Source organism: Streptomyces albidicamelliae, assembly GCF_025642175.1.
GTDB lineage: Bacteria > Actinomycetota > Actinomycetes > Streptomycetales > Streptomycetaceae > Streptomyces > Streptomyces albidocamelliae.
Map to the genome: position 1 here is coordinate 5,031,831 of NZ_CP106795.1, position 21,703 is coordinate 5,053,533.

Annotated in this window: 17 protein-coding genes and 1 riboswitch; of the genes, 9 read left to right on the forward strand and 8 right to left on the reverse strand. The window is 72.7% G+C overall.

Going from position 1 to position 21,703, the window contains the following annotated elements:
- The first annotated feature begins 15 nt into the window (after positions 1 to 15).
- The gene (locus tag N8I86_RS23170; protein WP_263278611.1) at positions 16 to 1,821 is read left to right on the forward strand and encodes a GMC family oxidoreductase N-terminal domain-containing protein; all 1,806 of its coding nucleotides are present in this window, start codon (positions 16 to 18) and stop codon (positions 1,819 to 1,821) included.
- Positions 1,822 to 2,568: 747 nt separating this feature from the next.
- Here the strand turns inward: N8I86_RS23170 and N8I86_RS23175 are convergent.
- A complete protein-coding gene (locus tag N8I86_RS23175) occupies positions 2,569 to 2,916 on the reverse strand; it encodes a chorismate mutase (RefSeq protein ID WP_073888713.1) in 348 nt (115 codons plus the stop codon).
- 283 nt (positions 2,917 to 3,199) lie between these two features.
- Between N8I86_RS23175 and guaA the strand changes: the two genes are divergently transcribed.
- Positions 3,200 to 4,780, forward strand: a complete 1,581-nt coding sequence (gene guaA, locus N8I86_RS23180) for a glutamine-hydrolyzing GMP synthase (RefSeq protein ID WP_073888715.1) — start codon at positions 3,200 to 3,202, stop codon at positions 4,778 to 4,780.
- Positions 4,781 to 4,789: 9 nt separating this feature from the next.
- Here the strand turns inward: guaA and N8I86_RS23185 are convergent, their stop codons facing one another.
- Positions 4,790 to 5,254 (reverse strand): pyridoxamine 5'-phosphate oxidase family protein, encoded by a 465-nt coding sequence (locus N8I86_RS23185; protein ID WP_263280142.1) that lies wholly within the window; start codon positions 5,252 to 5,254, stop codon positions 4,790 to 4,792.
- Positions 5,255 to 5,425: 171 nt separating this feature from the next.
- Here N8I86_RS23185 and N8I86_RS23190 point away from each other — a divergent pair, with 171 nt between their 5' ends.
- The 3 genes from N8I86_RS23190 (at position 5,426) to N8I86_RS23200 (ending at position 8,444) form a co-directional block, all read left to right on the forward strand.
- Positions 5,426 to 6,220, forward strand: coding sequence for a class II aldolase/adducin family protein (locus tag N8I86_RS23190; RefSeq protein WP_073888719.1), 795 nt, complete (start codon positions 5,426 to 5,428; stop codon positions 6,218 to 6,220).
- Between the two features lie 196 nt (positions 6,221 to 6,416).
- Positions 6,417 to 7,697, forward strand: a complete 1,281-nt coding sequence (locus tag N8I86_RS23195; RefSeq protein WP_263278612.1) for a hypothetical protein — start codon at positions 6,417 to 6,419, stop codon at positions 7,695 to 7,697.
- 219 nt (positions 7,698 to 7,916) lie between these two features.
- Positions 7,917 to 8,444: a DoxX family membrane protein gene (locus tag N8I86_RS23200; RefSeq protein ID WP_263278613.1), complete on the forward strand. Its 528-nt coding sequence runs from the start codon at positions 7,917 to 7,919 to the stop codon at positions 8,442 to 8,444.
- Here the strand turns inward: N8I86_RS23200 and N8I86_RS23205 are convergent.
- Both N8I86_RS23205 and N8I86_RS23210 read right to left on the reverse strand, forming a co-directional pair.
- The gene (locus N8I86_RS23205) at positions 8,441 to 8,650 is read right to left on the reverse strand and encodes a hypothetical protein (RefSeq protein WP_073888725.1); all 210 of its coding nucleotides are present in this window, start codon (positions 8,648 to 8,650) and stop codon (positions 8,441 to 8,443) included. The genes N8I86_RS23200 and N8I86_RS23205 overlap by 4 nt on opposite strands.
- A complete protein-coding gene (locus tag N8I86_RS23210; protein ID WP_263278614.1) occupies positions 8,637 to 10,172 on the reverse strand; it encodes a PspC domain-containing protein in 1,536 nt (511 codons plus the stop codon). The genes N8I86_RS23205 and N8I86_RS23210 overlap by 14 nt, the downstream gene beginning before the upstream one ends.
- A gap of 211 nt (positions 10,173 to 10,383) precedes the next feature.
- Here N8I86_RS23210 and N8I86_RS23215 point away from each other — a divergent pair, with 211 nt between their 5' ends.
- On the forward strand, positions 10,384 to 11,676 hold the full coding sequence (locus tag N8I86_RS23215; RefSeq protein WP_123439602.1) for an ATP-binding protein: 1,293 nt from the start codon (positions 10,384 to 10,386) through the stop codon (positions 11,674 to 11,676).
- Positions 11,673 to 12,416, forward strand: coding sequence for a LuxR C-terminal-related transcriptional regulator (locus N8I86_RS23220; RefSeq protein ID WP_123436945.1), 744 nt, complete (start codon positions 11,673 to 11,675; stop codon positions 12,414 to 12,416). Before N8I86_RS23215 ends, N8I86_RS23220 begins: the two co-directional genes overlap by 4 nt.
- A gap of 17 nt (positions 12,417 to 12,433) precedes the next feature.
- On the opposite strand, the gene N8I86_RS23225 is transcribed toward N8I86_RS23220, so the two are convergent.
- Positions 12,434 to 13,498 carry a C40 family peptidase gene (locus N8I86_RS23225; RefSeq protein WP_263278615.1) on the reverse strand — a complete coding sequence of 355 codons (1,065 nt, stop codon included), beginning with the start codon at positions 13,496 to 13,498 and terminating at the stop codon, positions 12,434 to 12,436.
- 522 nt (positions 13,499 to 14,020) lie between these two features.
- Here N8I86_RS23225 and N8I86_RS23230 point away from each other — a divergent pair.
- Positions 14,021 to 14,374, forward strand: a complete 354-nt coding sequence (locus tag N8I86_RS23230; RefSeq protein ID WP_073888731.1) for a hypothetical protein — start codon at positions 14,021 to 14,023, stop codon at positions 14,372 to 14,374.
- Between the two features lie 35 nt (positions 14,375 to 14,409).
- Here the strand turns inward: N8I86_RS23230 and N8I86_RS23235 are convergent, their stop codons facing one another.
- On the reverse strand, positions 14,410 to 15,375 hold the full coding sequence (locus N8I86_RS23235) for a tellurite resistance/C4-dicarboxylate transporter family protein (protein WP_073888733.1): 966 nt from the start codon (positions 15,373 to 15,375) through the stop codon (positions 14,410 to 14,412).
- A gap of 101 nt (positions 15,376 to 15,476) precedes the next feature.
- Complete coding sequence (locus N8I86_RS23240; protein WP_263278616.1) at positions 15,477 to 16,979, reverse strand: C40 family peptidase; 1,503 nt, start codon at positions 16,977 to 16,979, stop codon at positions 15,477 to 15,479.
- Positions 16,980 to 16,987: 8 nt separating this feature from the next.
- A riboswitch (cyclic di-AMP (ydaO/yuaA leader) is annotated at positions 16,988 to 17,132 on the reverse strand.
- 309 nt (positions 17,133 to 17,441) lie between these two features.
- Between N8I86_RS23240 and pcrA the strand changes: the two genes are divergently transcribed.
- A complete protein-coding gene (gene pcrA / locus N8I86_RS23245; protein ID WP_073888735.1) occupies positions 17,442 to 19,922 on the forward strand; it encodes a DNA helicase PcrA in 2,481 nt (826 codons plus the stop codon).
- A 58-nt stretch (positions 19,923 to 19,980) separates the two neighbouring features.
- On the opposite strand, the gene N8I86_RS23250 is transcribed toward pcrA, so the two are convergent.
- On the reverse strand, positions 19,981 to 21,591 hold the full coding sequence (locus tag N8I86_RS23250; protein ID WP_263278617.1) for a M23 family metallopeptidase: 1,611 nt from the start codon (positions 21,589 to 21,591) through the stop codon (positions 19,981 to 19,983).
- Positions 21,592 to 21,703 lie beyond the last annotated feature (112 nt).

Here is a 21,703-nt window from a genome sequence, read left to right on the forward strand (position 1 = left end):
CAACGAGGAGAGCACGTGTCGCAGGAGAAGTCCGTCCAGACCCGGGACAAGGACGGGTACGACTACGACGTCATCGTCGTCGGTTCGGGGTTCGGGGGCTCGGTGTCCGCGCTCCGCCTCACCGAGAAGGGCTACCGGGTGGGCGTCCTGGAGGCGGGCCGCCGCTTCACCCGGGACAGCCTCCCGAAGAACTCGTGGGACCTGAGGAACTACCTGTGGGTCCCCCGGCTCGGCATGTTCGGCATCCAGCGCATCCACCTGCTGGGCAATGTCATGGTGCTGGCCGGCGCGGGCGTCGGCGGCGGCTCCCTCAACTACGCCAACACGCTCTACGTGCCGCCGAAGCCGTTCTTCGACGACCCCCAGTGGCGGGACATCACCGACTGGGAGGAGGAGCTGAAGCCGTACTACGACCAGGCACGGCGGATGCTCGGCGTACGGCTCAACCCGACCATGACCCCCTCCGACGTGCACCTGAAGGCGGCGGCGCAGCGGATGGGCGTCGGCGACACCTTCCACCTCGCGCCGGTCGGCGTCTTCTTCGGCGACGGCAAGGACGCGGACGGCACGGCGAAGGCGCGGCCGGGCGGCGAGGTGGCGGACCCGTACTTCGGCGGGGCCGGCCCGGCCCGCAAGGCGTGCACCGAGTGCGGCGAGTGCATGACCGGCTGCCGGCACGGGGCGAAGAACACCCTCAACGAGAACTACCTCCACCTCGCCGAGAAGGCGGGCGCGGTGGTCCACCCCATGACGACGGTCGTGTCGGTCACGGACGACTCGCGCGGCGGGTACGCCGTCGCGACCCTGCCGACCGACCGGAAGAAGAAGGGCGCGGGCCGGGTCCTCACCGCACGCCGGGTGGTGCTCGCGGCGGGCACCTACGGCACGCAGACCCTGCTGCACCGCATGAAGGCCGCCGGCCACCTGCCGTACCTGTCGAAGCGGCTGGGCGACCTGACCCGCACCAACTCCGAGGCGCTGGTCGGCGCGCAGACCGACGACCGCCGCTACCGCAGGGCGACCGGCGAACCGCGGGCCGACTTCACGCGCGGAGTCGCCATCACGTCCTCGATCCACCCCGACGAGAACACCCACATCGAGCCGGTCCGCTACGGCAAGGGCTCCAACTCGATGGGCGGCCTCTCCATCCTCCAGGTGCCGTACGCCGAGGGCTCCTCGCGCGTGCTGGCGTGGCTGGCGAACGCGGCCCGGCACCCCGTGCTGGTCGCCCGCTCCCTGTCCAACCGGCGCTGGTCGGAGCGGACCATCATCGGGCTGGTCATGCAGTCCCTGGACAACTCCCTCACGACGTACCTGAAGCCCGGCGGCCCCGGCAAGGGGCTGCTGACCGCGCGCCAGGGGCACGGCGCCCCGAACCCCAAGCAGATCAAGGCCGCCACGGAGGCCGCCACCGCGCTCGCGACCGAGATCAACGGCTTCGCGGGCAGCAACGTCGGCGAGCTGATGGGCACCCCGCTCACCGCGCACTTCCTGGGTGGCTGCCCCATCGGCGACTCCGCGGAGACGGGGGTGATCGACCCGTACCACCGGCTGTACGGCCACCCCGGCATCTCGGTCGTGGACGGCGCCGCGGTCTCGGCGAACCTGGGTGTCAACCCGTCGCTGACGATCACCGCGCAGGCCGAGCGGGCGATGTCCTTCTGGCCGAACAAGGGCGAGGAGGACCCGCGTCCGGCGGTGGGGACGGCGTACGAGCGGCTGAAGCCGGTCGAGCCGCAGGCCCCGGCGGTCCCGGCGGAGGCGTTCGGCGCACTGCGCCTGCCGTTCCTCGGGATGCCGGCGGTACCGCCGAAGAAGTAGGCCGGGAGGCGGGAGACCGGGAGCCGGGGGGCCCGGTGCCGGAGGGCCCGGAACGGCGAAGAGGGACCTGCCTCCCCCTCCGAAGGCAGCTCCCTCTCACCGTCTCGTGATCCGGCGCACCGGTTTCTTGATCCGGCAGGTTTGATCGGCGAAAGGGCGGAAGGGTTGCCCGGGCCGCACGGGTTTCTCGTGTGGGGTGGGTCACATGTCCGGTCGTGGGGCGATCGAGGGCATGACGAAGGGCCCCGCGGGACGGAGAGGCCGCGGGGCCCTTCTTTCAGTCAGCACCGGCGTCAGGGCGGCGCCGGTGCCTGGGAGCGGCGCCGGGGGGTTGCGCCGCTTGTTCGTGTTGCCTCGTGGCGGACGGGCACGACCTGTGGCGGTCGGCCGGTGCACCCAATGCCGTTGTCTGCGCCGGGACTTGGGGCTGTACGCATCGTGCTGGATGAGCGCGGCATCCGCAACCGTTTGACCCGGCACTGGTGCATATTTGCAGTTTTTCCGCCGGTCGGCCCCGGGCGTCCCCGGAGCCGGCCGTTTCTCTTGGGTGACCGGGCTGCTGTCCCCTGCCGTCCGGTCACTTCCTGGAGCGAGGTCCCACGGCGTACGGCACGACCCGTACGCCTCATCACTCCAGCGAGCCACGCGTGGTTCTGTCGGGCCCGCCCCTGGCTGGCACGGACACTCCCCTCAACGAAGCGGTGCGCGAGCCGGTCACGCGCCGTACGGGTGAGACCGGGTCCGAACTCAGATGCGACCCCGGCACAGCTCCAGCAGCGTCATGGCCAGCGGGGTGCCGGGCTTGCCGAGGGCGTCGCGGTAGCGGCCGAGGATCTCCATCTCGCGGGACAGGTGCACGCGGCGGCCGCCGGAGGCGATGCGGGTCCGCTGGACGACGGCGGAGACGGCCATCCGCTCCTGGATGAGACCGATGATCCGGTCGTCGAGCACGTCGATGCGCTCACGGGCGTCGGCGATGGCCGCCTCCGGCGCGGTGGCCGGTGCGGGACCGCCGGCCGCCGCCGGCGCGGAGGGCGCCGCCGTGGTGGGGCCCGCTGCGGGGCTGGTGATCGCTTCCGGGCTGGTGGTGGTCACGTCGGGCTCCTCGTTCGGGATGGCGGAGGCCCTGGGCCGGCGGAACCCGGAGAACGACAGACGCCCCGGGCCTTGTCGGCCCGGGGCGCCTGGGAAGTCGCTTGGCGTCAGCTCAAGCAGCACGACCATGGCAGCCGGCGGGCCCGGTGCCATAGGTAAAGACGTAGGTCGTCTGCGTGAACATGGGGCCAGTATGCCACGGCCCCCTTACCGGGGATGCCGCCCCGCCCTCCCCGTTAGACTCGGTAGCACAGACCCCCGCCCGACCACCAGAAGGCACCCCGTGTCATCAGCGACTCCCACTGCCGCCAGCCCCGACACCGTCCTGGTCGTCGACTTCGGCGCGCAGTACGCCCAGCTCATCGCCCGTCGCGTCCGCGAGGCGCGGGTCTACAGCGAGATCGTGCCGAGCACCATGCCGGTCCAGGAGATGCTCGCCAAGAACCCCGCGGCGATCATCCTCTCCGGCGGCCCCTCGTCCGTGTACGAGGAGGGCGCCCCCCGCCTCGACGGCGAGCTCTTCGAGGCCGGCGTCCCCGTCTTCGGCATGTGCTACGGCTTCCAGCTGATGGCGCAGGTCCTCGGCGGCACCGTCGACAACACCGGCGCGCGTGAGTACGGCCGCACCGATCTGCACGTCTCCAAGAACTCCTCCACCCTCTTCGAGGGCACCCCCGACGAGCAGCACGTGTGGATGTCGCACGGCGACGCCTGCTCCGCCGCCCCCGAGGGCTTCACCGTCACCGCCTCCACCGAGGTCGTCCCGGTCGCCGCCTTCGAGAACGACGAGAAGAAGCTCTACGGCGTCCAGTACCACCCCGAGGTCATGCACTCCACGCACGGCCAGCAGGTGCTGGAGCACTTCCTGTACCGCGGCGCCGGCCTCAAGCCCGACTGGACGACCGGCAACGTGATCGACGAGCAGGTCGCCGCGATCCGCGAGCTGGTCGGCGACAAGCGCGCCATCTGCGGTCTGTCCGGCGGGGTGGACTCCGCCGTCGCCGCCGCGCTCGTCCAGAAGGCCATCGGCTCCCAGCTCACCTGTGTGTACGTCGACCACGGTCTGATGCGCAAGGGCGAGACCGAGCAGGTCGAGAAGGACTTCGTCGCGGCCACCGGCGTGCAGCTGAAGGTCGTCGACGCCGAGGAGCGCTTCCTCACCGCCCTCAAGGGCGTCTCCGACCCGGAGGAGAAGCGCAAGATCATCGGCCGCGAGTTCATCCGGGTCTTCGAGCAGGCGCAGGCCGAGATCATCGCCGACGCGGGCCCGGCCGTGGAGTTCCTGGTCCAGGGCACCCTGTACCCGGACGTCGTCGAGTCCGGCGGCGGCACCGGCACCGCCAACATCAAGTCGCACCACAACGTCGGCGGCCTGCCCGAGGACCTCGAGTTCCAGCTGATCGAGCCGCTGCGCAAGCTGTTCAAGGACGAGGTCCGGATGGTCGGCCAGGAGCTGGGCCTGCCCGAGGAGATCGTCCAGCGCCAGCCGTTCCCGGGCCCGGGCCTCGGCATCCGCATCGTCGGCGAGGTCACCAAGGAGCGCCTGGACCTGCTGCGCGAGGCCGACGCCATCGCCCGCGAGGAGCTGACCGCGGCCGGTCTGGACCGCGACATCTGGCAGTGCCCGGTGGTCCTGCTCGCCGACGTCCGCAGCGTGGGCGTCCAGGGCGACGGCCGCACCTACGGCCACCCGATCGTCCTGCGCCCCGTCTCCTCCGAGGACGCCATGACCGCCGACTGGTCGCGGCTGCCCTACGACGTCCTGGCGAAGATCTCGACCCGGATCACCAACGAGGTCCGGGACGTCAACCGGGTCGTCGTCGACGTGACCTCGAAGCCGCCGGGCACCATCGAGTGGGAGTAGTCCGGGCGATCAGGTCCGCTTGAGAGTGCGCACCGCCTCTCCGGGCTTCCACACCTGGACCACCAGGTAGGTCTCGTCCTCGACGCGGGTCAGCACGACCTCCGTCACCTCGGTGCGGAAGAGGTGGAACGGCTGCGGCGGTTCCGCCTCTTCCACGTACCAGGCCTTCGTCTCCGCGCCGGCCTCGTACGCCCGTCCCGCGATCCGTACGTCACCGCCGCCCAGGTCCGTACCCTCGCCCGGGTTCGCCTGGAGGGCGAAGCGCGGGTCGCGGCGCAGGTCACGGGCCTTGAGGGAGCCGTCCATCATGCCGAGCCACAGCTCGCCCGCGCGGAAGTCGGCCTCCAGGCCGGAGGTGCGCGGCGAGCCGTCCTTGCGGAGCGTGGCGAGGACGTGGTGCCGGAACGCGCCGAAGCGCTGCTCGACGGTCCGGGCGAAATCGGGTTCGGCGGCGGCGAAGGCCGCCCAGGTCATCCGGCTCATGGCCGCAGTCTGACGCCGATACCGGACATCTTCTGTCGGGATTTCGCCGCCGATTCCCCGGAGAATCCGGCCTGCGCGTCATCTTTACAGAACAGCCCTGCCTTTTTGCGCCGACCGGGGGTAATTTCCGGCCCGTACCGCAATCCCAGCGCTGGAGGACCTATGCACGGGCCCACCCCGCCCCCGCCGCTGCCCACCGACCAGCTGAAGTTCGCCATGCCGCCGATGCACGACTCGGTCGAGGACGAACGCCGGCACCGCAAGGAGCGCCTCGCGGGGGCCCTGCGGATCTTCGGGCGCCACGGCTTCGAGGACGGGGTGTCCGGGCACATCACGGCCCGCGACCCCGAGTTCTCCGACTGCTTCTGGGTCAACCCGTTCGGGATGCCGTTCAAGCACGTCACCGTCGGCGACCTCGTCCTCGCCAACCAGGACGGCCAGGTCGTCGAGGGCCGCTACCACGTCAACCAGGCCGCGTTCACCGTGCACGCCCAGGTGCACGCCGCCCGCCCGGACGTCGTCGCCGTCGCCCACTGCCACTCCGTGCACGGCCGCGCCCTCGCCGCGCTCGGCGAGCTGGTCGACCCCATCACCCAGGAGAGCTGCGCCTTCTACGAGGACGTGGCGCTCTACGACGCCTACAGCGGGGTCACCGTCGACGCCGAGGAGGGCCGCCGCATCGCCGGTGCGCTCGGCTCCCGCAAGGCGCTGGTCCTGCGCAACCACGGTCTGCTGACCGTCGGGGACTCGGTCGACGCGGCCGCGTGGTGGTTCCTCTCCCTGGAGCGGTCCAGTCAGGTGCAGCTCATGGCGCGCGCGGCCGGGCGGCCGGTGCTCATCGACCACCGGCAGGCCGTCGCCACCCGCGAACAGCTCGGCGGCGACCTCGTCGCGTGGATCAACTACCAGCCGCTGTGGCAGGACATCAGCCGCAGCGAACCCGACCTGCTCAGCTGAGGCCCCCGCGCACTTCTCGCGGCCGGGTCAACCCGGCGCCTCCGGATTCACCCTCATTGACGCGGTCCCGTGACCCCACGGGGCCTTGCGTAGGGCACAATTCGCTCTCGACACAGGGGAGTTATCGGCCGTGGCGCGGGCACCGTCGGGTGCCGCCGACCGGGTCGGAAGGCCGTGGGGAAGGCGGGCGTCGGGCGTGGCGGTGCAGGAAGCGAGAGGGGGCACGGGCCCTGACGGGGCCCATGAGGGTGGTTGCACCTGCGGGGGCTGCCCGCACGGCGCCCGGGAGGGACACCGGCGGGCGGTCGCCGCGTTCCTGCGCCGGCGCGACGAGTTCGCGGCCGGACAGGGGCTGCCGCCGGCCGTGGCGCACTCGGCCTCGGCGTCCCGCCAGTGGGTCTCCGAGGAACTGACCCAGCGGGCCGAGGCCGTCGCCGAACGCGGCCGCGAGGAGGGCGAGGCATGGCTCGCCCGGCTGTGGCTGCGGACCCTGTGCGTGGTGTGGGGCGCGGTGGCCGCCCTGTTGCTGGCCGAGGCGCTCACCGCGATCGGCGCGGGCTGGACCGGCGCCCGTACCGCTGCCCTGCTCGCCGCGCTGGTCGTCGCGGGCGCGCTGACCGCCGGCTGTCTGCTCCACCGGGCGCGCGGCGGGGCGCTGGCCCCGGTGATCGGCGAGGACAACCGGATGTCCACCTCGCGCTCGGTGGCCGCCTGCTGGGTGCTGTTCGTCCTCTACGCCGTCCTGATGCTGGCCGTCCGGCTGGCCGCCGCCTCCGGTCACGCCGAGCGCGACGTGCTGATCTCCGGGCTGGGCCTGGCGCGCGGCGCGGGCGCCGTGACCGTCCTCGCCGTGGTGTGCGGCATCGCCGTCCTGGTCCGCCGTGTGGTGGGCCTGCGCATCGTCTCCCAGCGACTGCAGAAGGTGCCGGCCCACCGGCCGCGCGCCGCCGACCTGCTCACCGACGATTCCGGCCGGGGCGCCTTCGCCGACATCCAGTACGTCGCCATCAGCGCCGTCGCGCTGCTGTTCGCCGCCGTACGGCTCGCCCGCCGCCCCGACCGGCTGCCCGACCTGCCGTGGGGGCTGGGCGTGATCGTGCTGATCTCGGCCGCGACCTACCTGGCCGGCAAGTACGCCGAGGGCGGCCGCCCGGCCGTCCTCTCGGTGGTCCGCGCCCGCGAACCCGGCGATCTGGACGGGCCGATCCGCACCGGCGACGACATCGAGATCCGGGGCACCGGCTTCGTCCCGCCCGGCGCGCAGAGCGCCGACCGGCTGTCGCGCATGGTCGTCCGCATCGGCGCGGTCGACGTCCACGTACCGCTCGTCCCCGTCGCGGGCGGCTTCCGCAATCCCACGGACACCGTCCTGACCGTGCCCGTCCCGGCCGAGGTGGAACCGGGCTCGGTGGAGGTGCAGGTGGTGACCGCGGCCGGGGTGGCGACCAACCGCTGCGTCGTCCAGGTGACCGAGTGAACCACCGGGCGGCCGGGGGTGCGACGGCCCGATGGGCAGGCCCGCCCCGCACGTCGGGTGAACCCTGGTCCGCATCCGACACACCCCCACTCGCCGCCGCGGCTAGCGCCCGGCTCCTGAATCCGGAAAATCATCTGGTAGAGGATTGAACGGGCCCCGCCTGTCATACGTATCGACAAGTGAGGGGTGGCAGGGCGGGCTGAGAGGTGGCTGGCAGCGATGACTCACGGTATTCGGACGGACACGCATTCGACCCGGCTGGACGGCCCCCGCGGACTGCGGGACACCGCCGCCCACTACGCCCTGCTGCCGCTGCGCGTCTTCCTCGGAATCACCTTCGTCTACGCCGGCCTGGACAAGCTCACCGACAGCGCCTTCCTGAAGTCCGGCGGTGCCGGCTCGATCGGCGAGACCATGCGCGCGGCCCGCGGCTCCGCCGCCGTCCCGGCCCTCATCGACCTCGCCCTCAAGAGCCCCGTCGGCTTCGGCTACGGCATCGCCCTCGGTGAACTGGCCGTCGGCATCGGCACCCTGCTCGGTCTGCTGGGCCGGCTCGCCGCCCTCGGTGGCGCGCTGATCTCGCTCAGCCTGTGGCTGACGGTCAGCTGGGCGACGAGCCCCTACTACTACGGAAACGACCTCGCCTACCTGATGGCCTGGCTGCCCCTCATCCTCGCCGGCGCCCCCTATCTCTCCGTGGACGCGGCCTGGCGGACCCGGCGCCGCCGGTCCGGCGGCTACCGCTAGCGGCCCTCGGCGCCGCCCCGTCTGCGCATCCCCCGGGCCACGACGGCGGTCGCCCCGGCCAGACACAGGCCGCCCACGACCAGCGGAACGATCGCGAACCACGGGGTCTCCCACAGACCGCCCGCGTCCCCGGCGTACACGACACCGGCGGCGATCAGGAAGAGACCGGCGACCAGTTTCCCCGGCTCGAACTCATGACGCAGCACGGCTGACCACCACCTCTCCCACACCGACCTCGAGGGTGAGGTCCAGCGTGCCCGTGTCCTTGGCGCCCCCGGTGGGTTCGAGCGTCACGTCCTTGTGCCTGCCAGGCTGCACGTCCACGTCCTTCCTGTCGTCCCCTGGCAACCGGATGTCGCCCACTCCCACATCGATGCCCATCCGCACGGTCGCGTCCGTCGGCACGATCACCTTCAACCGCCCCGCGCCCACATGGGCGCTCGTGGAGACCTGCTGTCCCTTCGCGGGGCTCACCCGGCTCAGGTCCAGCGTGCCCCGCCCGGTACCGAGCTCGTAGTCCGAGCTCACCCGCGCCGCCGCGGCGGGTCTCCACGTGGTGTCCCGCCAGTGCGTGGTGATGTCCTTCGGCATGGCCGACACCCCGGCGAGCAGCGCGGCCGTGACCAGCGCGAGGAACACCGTGCCGGCGCCCGTGCGGCCGAGGAACGCGCTGACCACGAGCCCCAGCCCGAACACCGCGAGGGCACAGGCCAGACCGGTCTGCAGGCTGGTGCCCAGCGGGTGCGTGTGCCAGGTCAGCCCGGTGCCCAGACCGCCCGCCAGCAGGGCAAGCAGGAACACCCAGCCGCCGATCCAGCGCGGTCCACGCGGTCTCGGGGGCGCGGGCCGGGCCGCCGCCGGCTGCGCGGCACCGGAATGGCTCCACGGTGTGGCGACGCCGACGTCGATCACCGAGACGAGGTCCCGCTGCCGGGCGTCGTCGGGGCCCCACAGATAGCCCGTGCCGCCGACATGGGTGCCGTCCTTCACGATCGGGTCCCGCCACCAGGACGGGTAGGAGGCGACGACCGGCGGCGCCTGGGCCTCCGGCGGAGCATCGGCGGCGGCCTGCGCGGAGAGCGGGTCGGGGTCGGCGTCACCGCGGCGCCGCGACCAGTACCCGGCGCCCGCGAGCAGCAGGGCGAGCACCACGGCGAAGGTCAGCACCCCGCCGTTGCGCAGCATGGTCAGGAAGATCCCGCAGCCGACCAGGGCGAACAGCACGGCGGCCAGCGCCTGCCCGTCGACCCGGCCGGTGAGCAGCTTGCGGACCTCGTTCTCCTCCTCTTCCTCGTAGGGCACGAGGAGCCAGGCGAAGCCGTAGAAGATGAGTCCGATGCCGCCGGTCGCCGACAGCACGGCCAGGGTGATCCGGAAGATCACCGGGTCCATCTCCGTGTGGCGCCCGAGACCCGCGCACACGCCCGCGATCATCTTGTGCCGACGGTCGCGCCGGAACCGGTCGGGTGCCTCGCCGACGCCCGGCTGCCGCTCCTGCCCCTCTCCGGGTCCCTGCGTGCCCGCGTCGTCTTCGGGTTTCTGCGTGCCCGCGTCGGCGCGGGGGCCGGTGCGGGCGTGGGTGTGGCTCCGGTCGTCGGCGGGGCCCCGGCCGGCCGCTCCCGTCCTCTCCGTCGCGGCGGGCGCGGCATCCGTCGGCCCGGTACCCGGTGCCGGGCGCGGGCCGGTGCCGGGTCCCGGACCCGTCGCGGCGTGCTCGTGATCCGTCATGCGTCCATGGTGACGGCCCGGCCGCCGCCGTGGCAGTCGGGACGACCCTGGGCGAACCCTGAATTCGGCCCTGAGAGGCGGCCGGGAAGCGTTCGACCGGCGCCGGACCGCCCCGGCCGGTCCCGCCCCGGCCCGACCCCGGCGAAGATCAGGGGCGTCTCGGGGACCGACCCTGATGCTCCGTCCCGCCTGCCGTGTGACCATCGTTGCCATGCCGGAAGCCGCAAGCCTGCCCCTCGACGACCCGCGGCCGCCGCGCAAGCTCTACCGCAGCAGCGACGGACGCTGGCTCGGCGGAGTGGCGCGGGGCCTCGCCGGGCATCTCGGGCTGCCCGTCATCTGGGTGCGGCTCGTCTTCGTCGGGCTCTTCATGGCCGACGGGCTCGGCGCCCTGCTGTACGCGGCGTTCTGGTTCTTCGTCCCGCTCGGCGTCGGCGGTGTGGGCGAGCAGAAGCCGCCGACGCTCGTCGGCACGGAGACCTCGCCGGACGGCCGCCGCAGACTCGTGGCCCGCAAGCCGGACCGGGGGCAGATCGTCGCGCTGCTCCTCATGGTCGTGGTCTCCGTGGTCTTCGTGGGCAGCGTCAACATGGGCAACGCGGCGAAGGCGTACCTGGTGCCCGCCGTGCTCGTCGCGGCCGGTGTCGCGCTGGTCTGGCGGCAGGCGGACAACGCCCGCCGGGCCCGCTGGGCCGAGGTCGGCCGGCGGCGCCGCACCCTCACCCTGCTGCGGGCGGCCGGCGGCGTCCTGCTCGTCACGGCCGGAGTCTCCGCCATCTTCGTCCTGCAGGGCTCGGCCGCTCACCTCGGCGCCGTCCTCCAGGCCGCGCTCGCCGTTCTGGTCGGCATCACGCTGCTCGCCGGCCCCTACCTGGTCCGCATGACCCAGGACCTGTCCGAGGAGCGCCTGATGCGCATCCGCGCCCAGGAGCGCGCCGAGGTCGCCGCCCACGTCCACGACTCCGTGCTGCACACCCTCACCCTGATCCAGCGCAACGCCGACAACGCCGGGGAGGTGCGCCGCCTCGCCCGCGCCCAGGAGCGCGACCTGCGCACCTGGCTGTACAAGCCGGAGGGCACCGGCAAGGACGAGGCCGACGAGCCGGACACGGTCGCGGAGGCGGTGCGGCGCAGTGCGGCCGAGGTGGAGGACAAGCACGGCGTCCCCATCGAGGTCGTCGTCGTCGGCGACTGCCCGCTGGACGAGAGGACGGCGGCGCAGATGCAGGCCGCGCGCGAGGCCATGGTGAACGCCGCCAAGTACGGTGGCGAGGGCGGCGCCGTACAGGTCTATGCCGAAGTCGAGGGGAGGACGGTCTTCGTGTCCGTGCGAGACCGCGGTCCCGGCTTCGACCTGGACTCGATACCCGCCGACCGCATGGGCGTCAGAGAATCGATCATCGGCCGCATGGAGCGCAACGGCGGCACGGCCCGGTTGCGGGCGGTGCCGGGCGGCGGCACGGAGGTCGAGCTGGAGATGGAGAGGGCGGAGAAGACGTCATGAGCGACGCGACCGAGGCGAACGGCACGACCGGAGCGGCGGATGCGGCAGGAGCCGGCCCGGGCGACGGCGGCGCGGGCGGGCGGCACGTACGCGTGGTGCTCGTGGACGACCACCGGATGTTCCGTACCGGTGTCCAGGCCGAGATCGGGCAGACCGCCGAGACGGGTGTCGAGGTGGTCGGCGAGGCGGCGGACGTCGACCAGGCGGTCACCGTCATCACCGCGACCCGGCCCGAGGTCGTCCTGCTCGACGTCCACCTGCCGGGCGGCGGCGGGGTCGAAGTGCTGCGCCGGTGTGCCGCGTTGATGGCGGACGCCGAGCAACCGGTGCGCTTCCTGGCCCTGTCCGTCTCCGACGCGGCGGAGGACGTGATCGGTGTGATCCGGGGCGGGGCCCGCGGCTACGTCACCAAGACGATCACCGGCACCGACCTGGTCGACTCGATCTTCCGGGTCCAGGAGGGCGACGCCGTCTTCTCCCCGCGGCTCGCCGGGTTCGTCCTCGACGCCTTCGCGTCCACCGACGCCCCGCCCGTGGACGAGGACCTGGACCGGCTCACCCAGCGCGAACGCGAGGTCCTGCGCCTGATCGCCCGTGGCTACGCCTACAAGGAGATCGCCAAGCAGCTGTTCATCTCGGTGAAGACGGTCGAGTCCCATGTCTCGGCGGTGCTGCGGAAGCTCCAGCTGTCCAACCGGCACGAGCTGACCCGCTGGGCGACCGCGCGCCGGCTGGTCTGATCCCCCTGGGGGAACCCTCATGCCACTCGGGTGGCTCCGGCGAACGGCATCTGGTCGATCGGGGCCAGCCGGACCGGTGCCGACGGGTTGGGGGCGTGGATCATCTGGCCGTTGCCCACGTAGAGCCCGACGTGGCTGATGCCGGAGTAGAAGAACACGAGGTCGCCGGGCTGGAGTTCCGACCGGGACACGCGCGGGCCCGCGTTGATCTGGGCGTAGGTGGTGCGTGGCAGGGAGAGGCCGGCGGAGCGGTAGGCGGCCTGGACGAGGCCCGAGCAGTCGAAGGCGTTCGGGCCGGACGCGCCCCACACGTAGGGGCTGCCGAGCTTGGCGTAGGCGTAGGAGACGGCCGCCGCCGCGCGGGAGTTGGGAGCCGGGGAGGACGCGGTCGGCTCCGGTGTGTCTCGAGGCTCCGACGCGGACCGGGAAGCCCGCCCGGCCCCGGTCCCGTCACCGGTGGCCTCCGCCTGCTGCTGCGGAGTGAGCCGCGACAGCAGCCGCCGGGCCTCCTCTAGCTTGCCGGTGACGGTCTTCTTCTGCCGCTTCAGCTCCGTCTGCCGTGAGCGCAGCGACTTCAGCTCGACCCGTGCGGCGCCGCGCAGCCGCTCGATCTCCCGCAGCTGATCGCGCACCCGGGACACGGCGTCGGCCTGCCGGTCGCCGGCCCGCTCCGCCAAGGCAGCGCCCTCCAGATAGTGGTCGGGGTCGCTGGAGAGGGCCAGCTGCCAGGCCGGGTCGATGCCGCCGTCGCGGTACTGGGCCGCCGCGATCGAACCGAGCGCGTCCCGGGCCGTGTTCAGCCGCTGCTGTTTGCGGGCGGCCTGGTCCTGCAGCCCGTCGAGCCGGTGCCGGGCGGTGTCGGCCTTCTCCTTGGCCCCGTTGTACTTCTCGGTGGCGTCCTCCGCCTGCTGGTACAGCCTGGCGACCTTCGCCTTGACCTGGGTCGGCGTCAGTTGCGGCTCGGCGTGGCCCGTTCCGTCGAACGCCGTGGCCGTGGCGGCGCCCGCGAGGGCGAGGGTGGCGGCCGTCCGGACCGTATGGCCGCTGAGCGGACTCTGCCGGGGCTTTCGGTGGGCTGCCACCTGGACCGTCACGTCCCTTCCGTAGGACTCGTACGACCGAGCGGTCGATGTGCCCGGCGGCGGCCCGTACAGGGGGAGCGCGCCACCGCCGGGCCTTTCTCGGCGGAGGTGGCCGACTGCCGCCCCTGGCCCGGGCGGCGGTGGGGAGCCGGTCACCTGGGGGAGGACGCTAGGCCGGTCGGTGACGAGTCGGTAACGCGGTGTACGGAACTGGCGCCGACGGATCGTGGAGTGACCGTATGTGACCGTGTTGACCTTCCGGAGTCGACACCTTCACGCAGCGTGGTGACCGAAGCGCGGAAAGGGGGACGGGCGGGATGCGTGTGGTGCTATGGCGCGCATATATGCAAGATCTCCGGCGGTCGGCGACGAGACCCGGACGCCCGCTCCGACGGCCCGCAGACGGCCCGCAGGCAGCCCGCAGGTGGTCCGCAGACGGCCCGCCGGGGGCCGGCCGGTGAGGACGGTGCGAAGGGGCCCGGTGCGAGGGACCCGGCAGGTCCCTGGCTAGGCTCCGGCTCCATGGACGTACTCATCCATCTCTTCGTCGGCCTGCACATCATCGGCATCGCCGCGCTGCTCGGCGGTTTCCTCACCCAGATGAAGGCGATGGGCCAGGGCGCGGCCCGGTTCGTGCCCGGGATGCTGCACGGTGCCGCGACCATGCTGGTCACCGGCGTGGCCCTGGTCGGCCTCAACCAGGCCGACGGTCACCACGTCAACACCTTCAAGATCGGCGTGAAGCTGGCCCTGCTGATCGTGATCCTCGGGCTGGTCTACGTGAAGCGCGACGAGGAGCGGGTCGACAAGGGGCTGTTCGCCCTGGTCGGCGCGCTGACCACGGCGAACGTCTTCATCGCCGTCCTGTGGACCTGAGCCGCCGCGGCTGAGGGCCCGGCCGGACCCGACGGTCAGCCGGGCCCGCCGCCGGCGCGGGCGGTGCGCAGGGCGCCGACGGCCGTCGCCAGCCACGCCGCCACCCCGACCCACACCAGCACCTGCCCCGGCACCCTGAGCCACGGGGCGTCCATGGCGGCGGAGACGGACAGCGTCGCCGCCGCCGTCATCCCCATCGGGAAGACCGTGGCCCACCGCCGGAGGTCGTAGCGGAGCCGGGGGCGGACCGCCTCGGCCACCAGCAGCACGACGTACGCGGCGAGATCCAGCGCGAGCAGGGCCGCCGTCACGTCACGCAGTACGCCGCGGTCGTCCAGGTTCCACAGGTACATGGACCCGTCACCCGCCGCGATCAGCCTTGCGCCGGCCAGCGCCGAGATCGCGAGTGCCCCGCCCGCGATCCACTGGTCCCCGGCACCCTCCAGCACCTGCCGCAGGTCGAAGCGGAGCAGGGCGAGGCCGTAGAGCACCAGCCCCAGCCAGAACAGCACCATCGCGGTGTGCGCCAGCCACGCCGTCTCGACGGCCGCCGCCAGCGTGGCGCCCAGCACGGCGAGGCCCTGTGTGGCCACACAGCACAGGAAGACCGATCCCGGCATGCGCCGGGCCCAGTGCCGCATCACGTAGACGAGCAGCCCCGGCCAGAGCAGCGCCGAGAGCGCGAGCAGTGCCGCGGCCAGGGTCTCCCAGCCCAGCATCGAGAGCTGGGTGCCCAGCACGGTCGTCGCGGCGACCGCCATCAGCGCGCCCGGAGTCGCCGCGTCGGCCAGCCACCGCGGCCGGTCGGTGGCCAGCCGCATGACGAAGTCGGCCGCCAGCGCCACCCAGGCGATCGCGGCCAGGACCAGCACCACCCGGGACAGCGTCTCGTCGCCGGACAGGTGCAGGCCCATCGACACGATGCCGGTCGCCATGACCGCGGCGCCGGCGGCGGGAGGCCACCCCGCCCACCATGCACGCAATTCCGAGATGCCGGGCATGCGCCGATGCTAGGCAGCGGCGACGGGCCGACCGGGCAGGCCACGCGCGCGTAGCGGGCAAAAACACCGGCACGCGCGCGTGGACGCGCGGGAGGGCGTGGTCAGGCCGGCCGTACCACGCCCTGGACGAGTCCCTCGCCGCCCCGGTGGACGGGCTCCTCACGGATGTAGGCGCCCGGTTCCGGGGCGTGGATCATCGCTCCGTCGCCCGTGTACAGACCCACGTGGCTGCTGTCCTCGTGGAAGAAGACCAGGTCACCGGGGCGAGCGTCGGCGAGGGCCACCGGGGTGCCCGCGACGGCCTGGTCACGGGCGGCGCGCGGGAGGGTGACGCCGGCGGCCCTCCACGCGGCCTGGGTGAGGCCGGAGCAGTCGTAGGAACCGGGGCCGCTGGCACCGCTCACGTACGGCCTGCCGAGCTGGGCACGGGCGAAGGCGATCGCCTTCTCGGCCTTGGTGGCCTGCTGCGAGGCCGCGGACGCGGCAGGCGCGGGTGCCGGGGAGGGCGTCGCGGCCGCGTACGTCTGCGGCCCGGCGTCTTCCCAGGTCGCGGGGGCGGGTACGGCGGGAAGCCCGTCCTCCCAGGCTGCGAGGGCGGATGCGGCGGGGCGTCCGCCATTCCGAGTCGCAGGCGCCGAGCCGGTGGAGAGTCCGCCCTCCCAGGCCGCGGGGGCGGAAGCGGCGGGGAGCCCGTCCTCCCAGGTCGCGGGGGTGGAGCCGGTGGAGGGTCCGTCCTCCCAGGCCGCCGGGCCGGATGCCGTGGAGGGCCCGTCCTCCCAGGCCGCCTGTGCGAGCACCGCGGGCCGGGCGTCGGCCCAAGGTGTCGGGTCGGACTCGGCGGGGCGCGCGTCGGCCCAGGGTGTCGGGTCGGACTCGGCGGGCCGGGCGTCGCTCCAGGGTGTCGGGTCGGGCTCGGCGGGGCGCGCGTCGCTCCAGGGCGCCGGGTCGGGCTCGGCGGGGCGTGCGTCGCTCCAGGGTGTCGGGTCGGGCTCGGCGGGGCGCGCGGTACCCCAGGGTGCCGGGTCCGGCTCGGTGGGGCGCGCGTGCTCCTGGGGGGTGAGCCGCGAGAGCAGGTCCCGCGTGGTGGCGAGCTTGCGCTGGACGGCGGCCTTCGCGGCCTTCACGTCGTAGGGAGCGGCGTCGGTGCCGGCGTCCGGCGTCCGCGGGCTCCTGCCGGTCCTGCCGCGCTCGGCCGTGTCCCGTACGCGCGAGGCCAGCCGGTTCATCACCCTGTTCTGGGCGAAGTGGTCCTGCGGGAACTCCGCGAGGAGGGAGGCGGCCGTGTCCGGGCCGGCGGCGGACGCCACCCGCCCCTCCGGCGCCTTGGCGCGCCGGTTCCCGCGGCGGGCGCTCTCCTGGCGCGGCTCCTCCTCGCGGGCTCGCTGCCTGGCCGCCGGTTCGTCCTCCGGAGACGAGTCGGCGCGGCGGTAGAGCTCGTCGATCTTCTTCTCGATCTCCTCCATGCTCGGCCTGCCGTCGTCGGTGGCGGCCTCGGCCGTCTGCGACAGGACGGCCACGGAGGTGAAGGCGGCGGTGGCGAGAGCGGGCCCGCGCAGGCCCGGTCCACGGGTGCCGCCGGGGCGCGGCTTGCGGTGCGACGCCAAGGCTGGCGACTCCTTCCAAACGGCCGCCTACCGGGTTAGCTGTCGGGTTCGGGCGGGTGGTTCGGAAGGGTTGCCCTACGGCGTCGTCCCGGGTGGGAGTCGGCCGATTCACCCCGGGATCTGTGGGTCCCCGGCTCTGGGCGCCGTGCGAGGCGCGCCGGACTCGGCGGAGGCCGCGCGGCCCGGCGACGTTCGCCGGAGTGGGGTCGTGCGGCCTGACGGCAACCTAGCCAACTCGTGTGTCTCCTGTGAAGGTTGGTGCGAGGTTTGTCCGATACATTTCTGTGACCTGAGGTCAGGTTTATACGGGGGTGACCAGGCGCTTCCGCAGCGTGAGGGGTGTGGAGGGGGCCCGCCCGGAAGATCGACGCGGTCGCGGAAGAGCCCGGGAACGGCCGTCCGCGGGCCATGTTCCGGGGACCGGGACCGGTTGTCGGTGGGGCGCCCTAGACTCGTAGAGCGATGAGCAGCCTCTTTGACGACAGCTTCCTGGCGGACCTCCGGCCCCCTCGCGGGCACGACGAGGAACCCCCGCCGCCGTCCGAGCACGATCACGCGCCGGAGCCGATTCCGGACGATCTGTTCGGCGGGAAGTTCGACGTGCCGCCGGAGCGGGACGCCCACTACCGCGACGGCGCCCCGCGCCCCGCGCTGGACCCGGCGGCCCTCCTGGAGGGGCTGAACGAGAACCAGCGCGCCGCCGTGGTGCACGCCGGCTCCCCCCTGCTCATCGTCGCCGGTGCGGGCTCCGGCAAGACCCGCGTGCTCACCCACCGCATCGCGCACCTGCTCGCCGAGCGGCATGTGCACCCCGGCCAGATCCTCGCGATCACCTTCACCAACAAGGCCGCGGGCGAGATGAAGGAGCGCGTCGAGCAGCTCGTCGGCCCGCGCGCCCAGGCGATGTGGGTCATGACCTTCCACAGCGCCTGTGTGCGCATCCTGCGCCGGGAGTCCAAGAAGCTCGGCTTCACCTCGTCGTTCTCGATCTACGACGCCGCCGACAGCAAGCGCCTGATGGCCCTGGTCTGCCGTGACCTGGACCTCGACCCCAAGCGCTACCCGCCCAAGTCCTTCAGCGCCAAGATCAGCAACCTGAAGAACGAGCTGATCGACGAGGAGGACTTCGCCGCCCAGGCCACCGACGGTTTCGAGAAGACCCTCGCGCAGGCCTACGCCCTGTACCAGTCGCGGCTGCGCGAGGCGAACGCCCTCGACTTCGACGACCTGATCATGACGACGGTCAATCTGCTGCGCGCCTTCCCGGACGTCGCCGAGCACTACCGCCGCCGTTTCCGGCACGTCATGGTCGACGAGTACCAGGACACCAACCACGCCCAGTACGCCCTGGTCCGCGAGCTCGTCGGCTCCGCCGCGCACCCGGTGGACGTACCGCCCAGCGAGTCCGACCTGCCGCCGGCCGAGCTGTGCGTCGTGGGTGACGCGGACCAGTCCATCTACGCCTTCCGCGGCGCGACGATCCGCAACATCCTCCAGTTCGAGGAGGACTACCCCGACGCGACGACGATCCTCCTGGAGCAGAACTACCGCTCCACGCAGACCATCCTGTCCGCCGCCAACGCGGTCATCGAGCGCAACGAATCCCGCCGCCCGAAGAACCTGTGGACCAACGCCGGCCAGGGCGCGCGGATCACCGGCTACGTCGCCGACACCGAGCACGACGAGGCCCAGTTCGTCGCCGACGAGATAGACCGCCTGGTCGACGCGGGCGACGCGAAGGCGGGCGACGTCGCGGTCTTCTACCGCACCAACGCCCAGTCCCGTGTCTTCGAAGAGATCTTCATCCGCGTCGGCCTGCCCTACAAGGTCGTCGGCGGTGTCCGCTTCTACGAGCGCAAGGAGGTCCGGGACGTCCTCGCCTACCTGCGTGTGCTCGCCAACCCCGAGGACACGGTGCCGCTGCGCCGCATCCTCAACGTGCCCAAGCGGGGCATCGGCGACCGCGCGGAGGCGATGATCGACGCCCTCTCCCAGCGAGAGAAGATCAGCTTCCCCCAGGCGCTCAAGCGCGTCGACGAGGCGTACGGCATGGCCGCGCGCTCCACCAACGCGGTCAAGCGGTTCAACACGCTGATGGAGGACCTGCGGACGATCGTGGAGTCCGGGGCGGGACCGGCGACGGTGCTGGAAGCCATACTCGAACGCACCGGCTACCTGGCCGAGTTGCAGGCCTCCACCGATCCGCAGGACGAGACCCGCATCGAGAACCTCCAGGAACTCGCCGCCGTGGCCCTGGAGTTCGAGCAGGAGCGCGCCGAGGGGGAGACCGGCACGCTCGCCGACTTCCTGGAGCAGGTCGCCCTGGTCGCCGACTCGGACCAGATCCCCGACGAGGAGGACGGCGACGGCGTCATCACGCTGATGACCCTGCACACCGCCAAGGGCCTGGAGTTCCCGGTCGTGTTCCTGACCGGCATGGAGGACGGCGTCTTCCCGCACATGCGCGCCCTCGGCCAGAACAAGGAGCTGGAGGAGGAGCGGCGCCTGGCGTACGTCGGCATCACACGCGCGCGGGAGCGGCTCTACCTCACGCGGTCGGCGATGCGCAGCGCCTGGGGCCAGCCGTCGTACAACCCGCCCTCCCGCTTCCTGGAGGAGATCCCGCCGACCCACGTGGACTGGAAGCGGACGGGGGCCGCCGCGCCGGTGTCCTCCGGGCCGGCCTCCGGGATCGCTGCCTCGCTGTCCTCCTCCCGCTCACGCTCCTCGGCGTCCGGCGCGTCCGGGTTCGCCACGCGGCGCACGGCGGAGAAGCCGGTCGTCGCGCTGGCCGTCGGAGACCGGGTCACCCACGACCAGTTCGGTCTCGGCACGGTCGTCGCGGTCAAGGGCACGGGTGGGAACGCGGAGGCGACGATCGACTTCGGCGACACCAAGCCGAAGCGGCTGCTGCTGCGGTACGCGCCGGTGGAAAAGCTGTAGAACGCGATGAGCCCCGCCGGCACCGGCGGGGCTCACTCGGTACGAGGAACGGACGGGCTCAGGTCGGGTCCAGCCCGTGGCTGCGCAGCCACGGCAGCGGGTCTATGGCCGCCCCGCCCGCCGGCCGTACCTCGAAGTGCAGGTGCGGGCCGGTGGAGTTGCCCGAGTTGCCGGAGTAGGCGATCGGCTGACCGGCCTTGACGACCGTGCCCGAGGCCACGCGGTAGCTGGAGAGGTGGCAGTACCAGGTCTCCGTGCCGTCCTTCGCGGTGAGGATCAGCATGTTGCCGTAGGCACTGTTCCACTTGGTGCTGACGGTGCCGTCGGTGGCGGCCATCACCGTGGTGCCGTAGGAGACGGGGAAGTCGATGCCGGTGTGCACCGACATCCAGTTCACGCCCGCCTGGCCGAAGTAGGCGCTGAGTCCACGCTCCATGACGGGCAGCGCGAACTTGGGCCGCAGCCGTTCCTTGAGCGCGGCCTCCGCCGCGGCCTTCTTCTGCTGCAGCTCCTGCTGGGCCTTGAGGTCGATCCGCTCCTGGGTGCGGCTCGCCCGGTCGGCGAAGTCGTCGGCGCCCGCCGCGAGCGTCTTGAGCTGGGTGTCCAGCTTGCTGTTGGCGTCCGACGGCTGCACCGCGTGCGCGTCCGATGCGGAGGCGGAGGTGTCCTTGGAGTCGTCGGTCAGCGTGCCGACGGAGGCGGCGGCGATCCCGGCGACCCCCATCACGCAGGCGGAGGGCACGGCGACGGTCAGCAGGGCGGAGCGCTTGGCGGGCGTACGGCGCCGGGACCGGCCCGCACCGCGCGAGCCCGCACGGGCCGCCGGAACCGGGGCGATCTCCTCCTGCCCGTCCAGCAGGTCGGGCACGGCGGGCAGCTCACCGGTGGCGGTCGGATCGCCCTCGCCGGCGGGCCGCTCCTCGTACGCGCCGTCGTCGTAGGCGGCGTCGTCGTACGTGGTGTGCTCGTACCCGCCGGGCTCGTACGCGGCGTCCTCGTACCCGCCGTCCTCGTACGACGGTTGTTCGAACGGCGCGGTCGCGTGCGCGTCACCCGTCTGGTCGAACGCGGCGCCGGCGTGCGCATCCCCGACCTGGTCGAACGTGGCCGTGGCCTGCTGGTCGAACGGTTCGGCAGCCTGCTCGGCCTCCGCCGTCACGGCCTGGCCCGCGGCGTTCCACTGCGTGGCGTCGTAGGCGCCGGTGTCGAAGGTCTGGGTGCCCCAGTCCCACTGCTGGGCGGGGTCGGCGCCGGCCGCCTGTCCTGGCTGGAGCCAGGCGCTCGCGTCCCACTGCCCGCTGACGTCGTGCCCCGTGGCCTGCGCCGGAACCGTCCAGGTGGTGCTGTCGTACGTACCCGAGTCGTAGGCCGTGTGGTGCTGGGCCGCGTAGGGGTCGTAGTGCGGGGTCTGACCGGTGCCGGTCTGCCAGTGCGTGGTGTCGTACGCGCCCGTGGAGTGCCCGTCGCCCGGGAGGCTGCCGAAGAGCGGATCGGCGTCGAAACCGGCGCCGGCCGAACCGGCCGCGAAACCCGTGGCGTCGTAATGACCGTACGTGGTGACGTCGTCGTAGGCGACTTCCGGTGTCCCGTACGGTGCGTAGTGCGCTGCGGAGGCGTCGGAAGCCGGGGCCGGGGTGGTCATGGTCCCCGACGGGTGACGGTCGTTCACCAACTTCTCTTTCGCCTCGACAACAGGGGCTGCCAGAGCAGTGCGGCGACTGTACCCGGCGGTACGCGGGCGCGACAATCTTCGGCCTGTTTCGCGTGGGCCGGAAACGGGC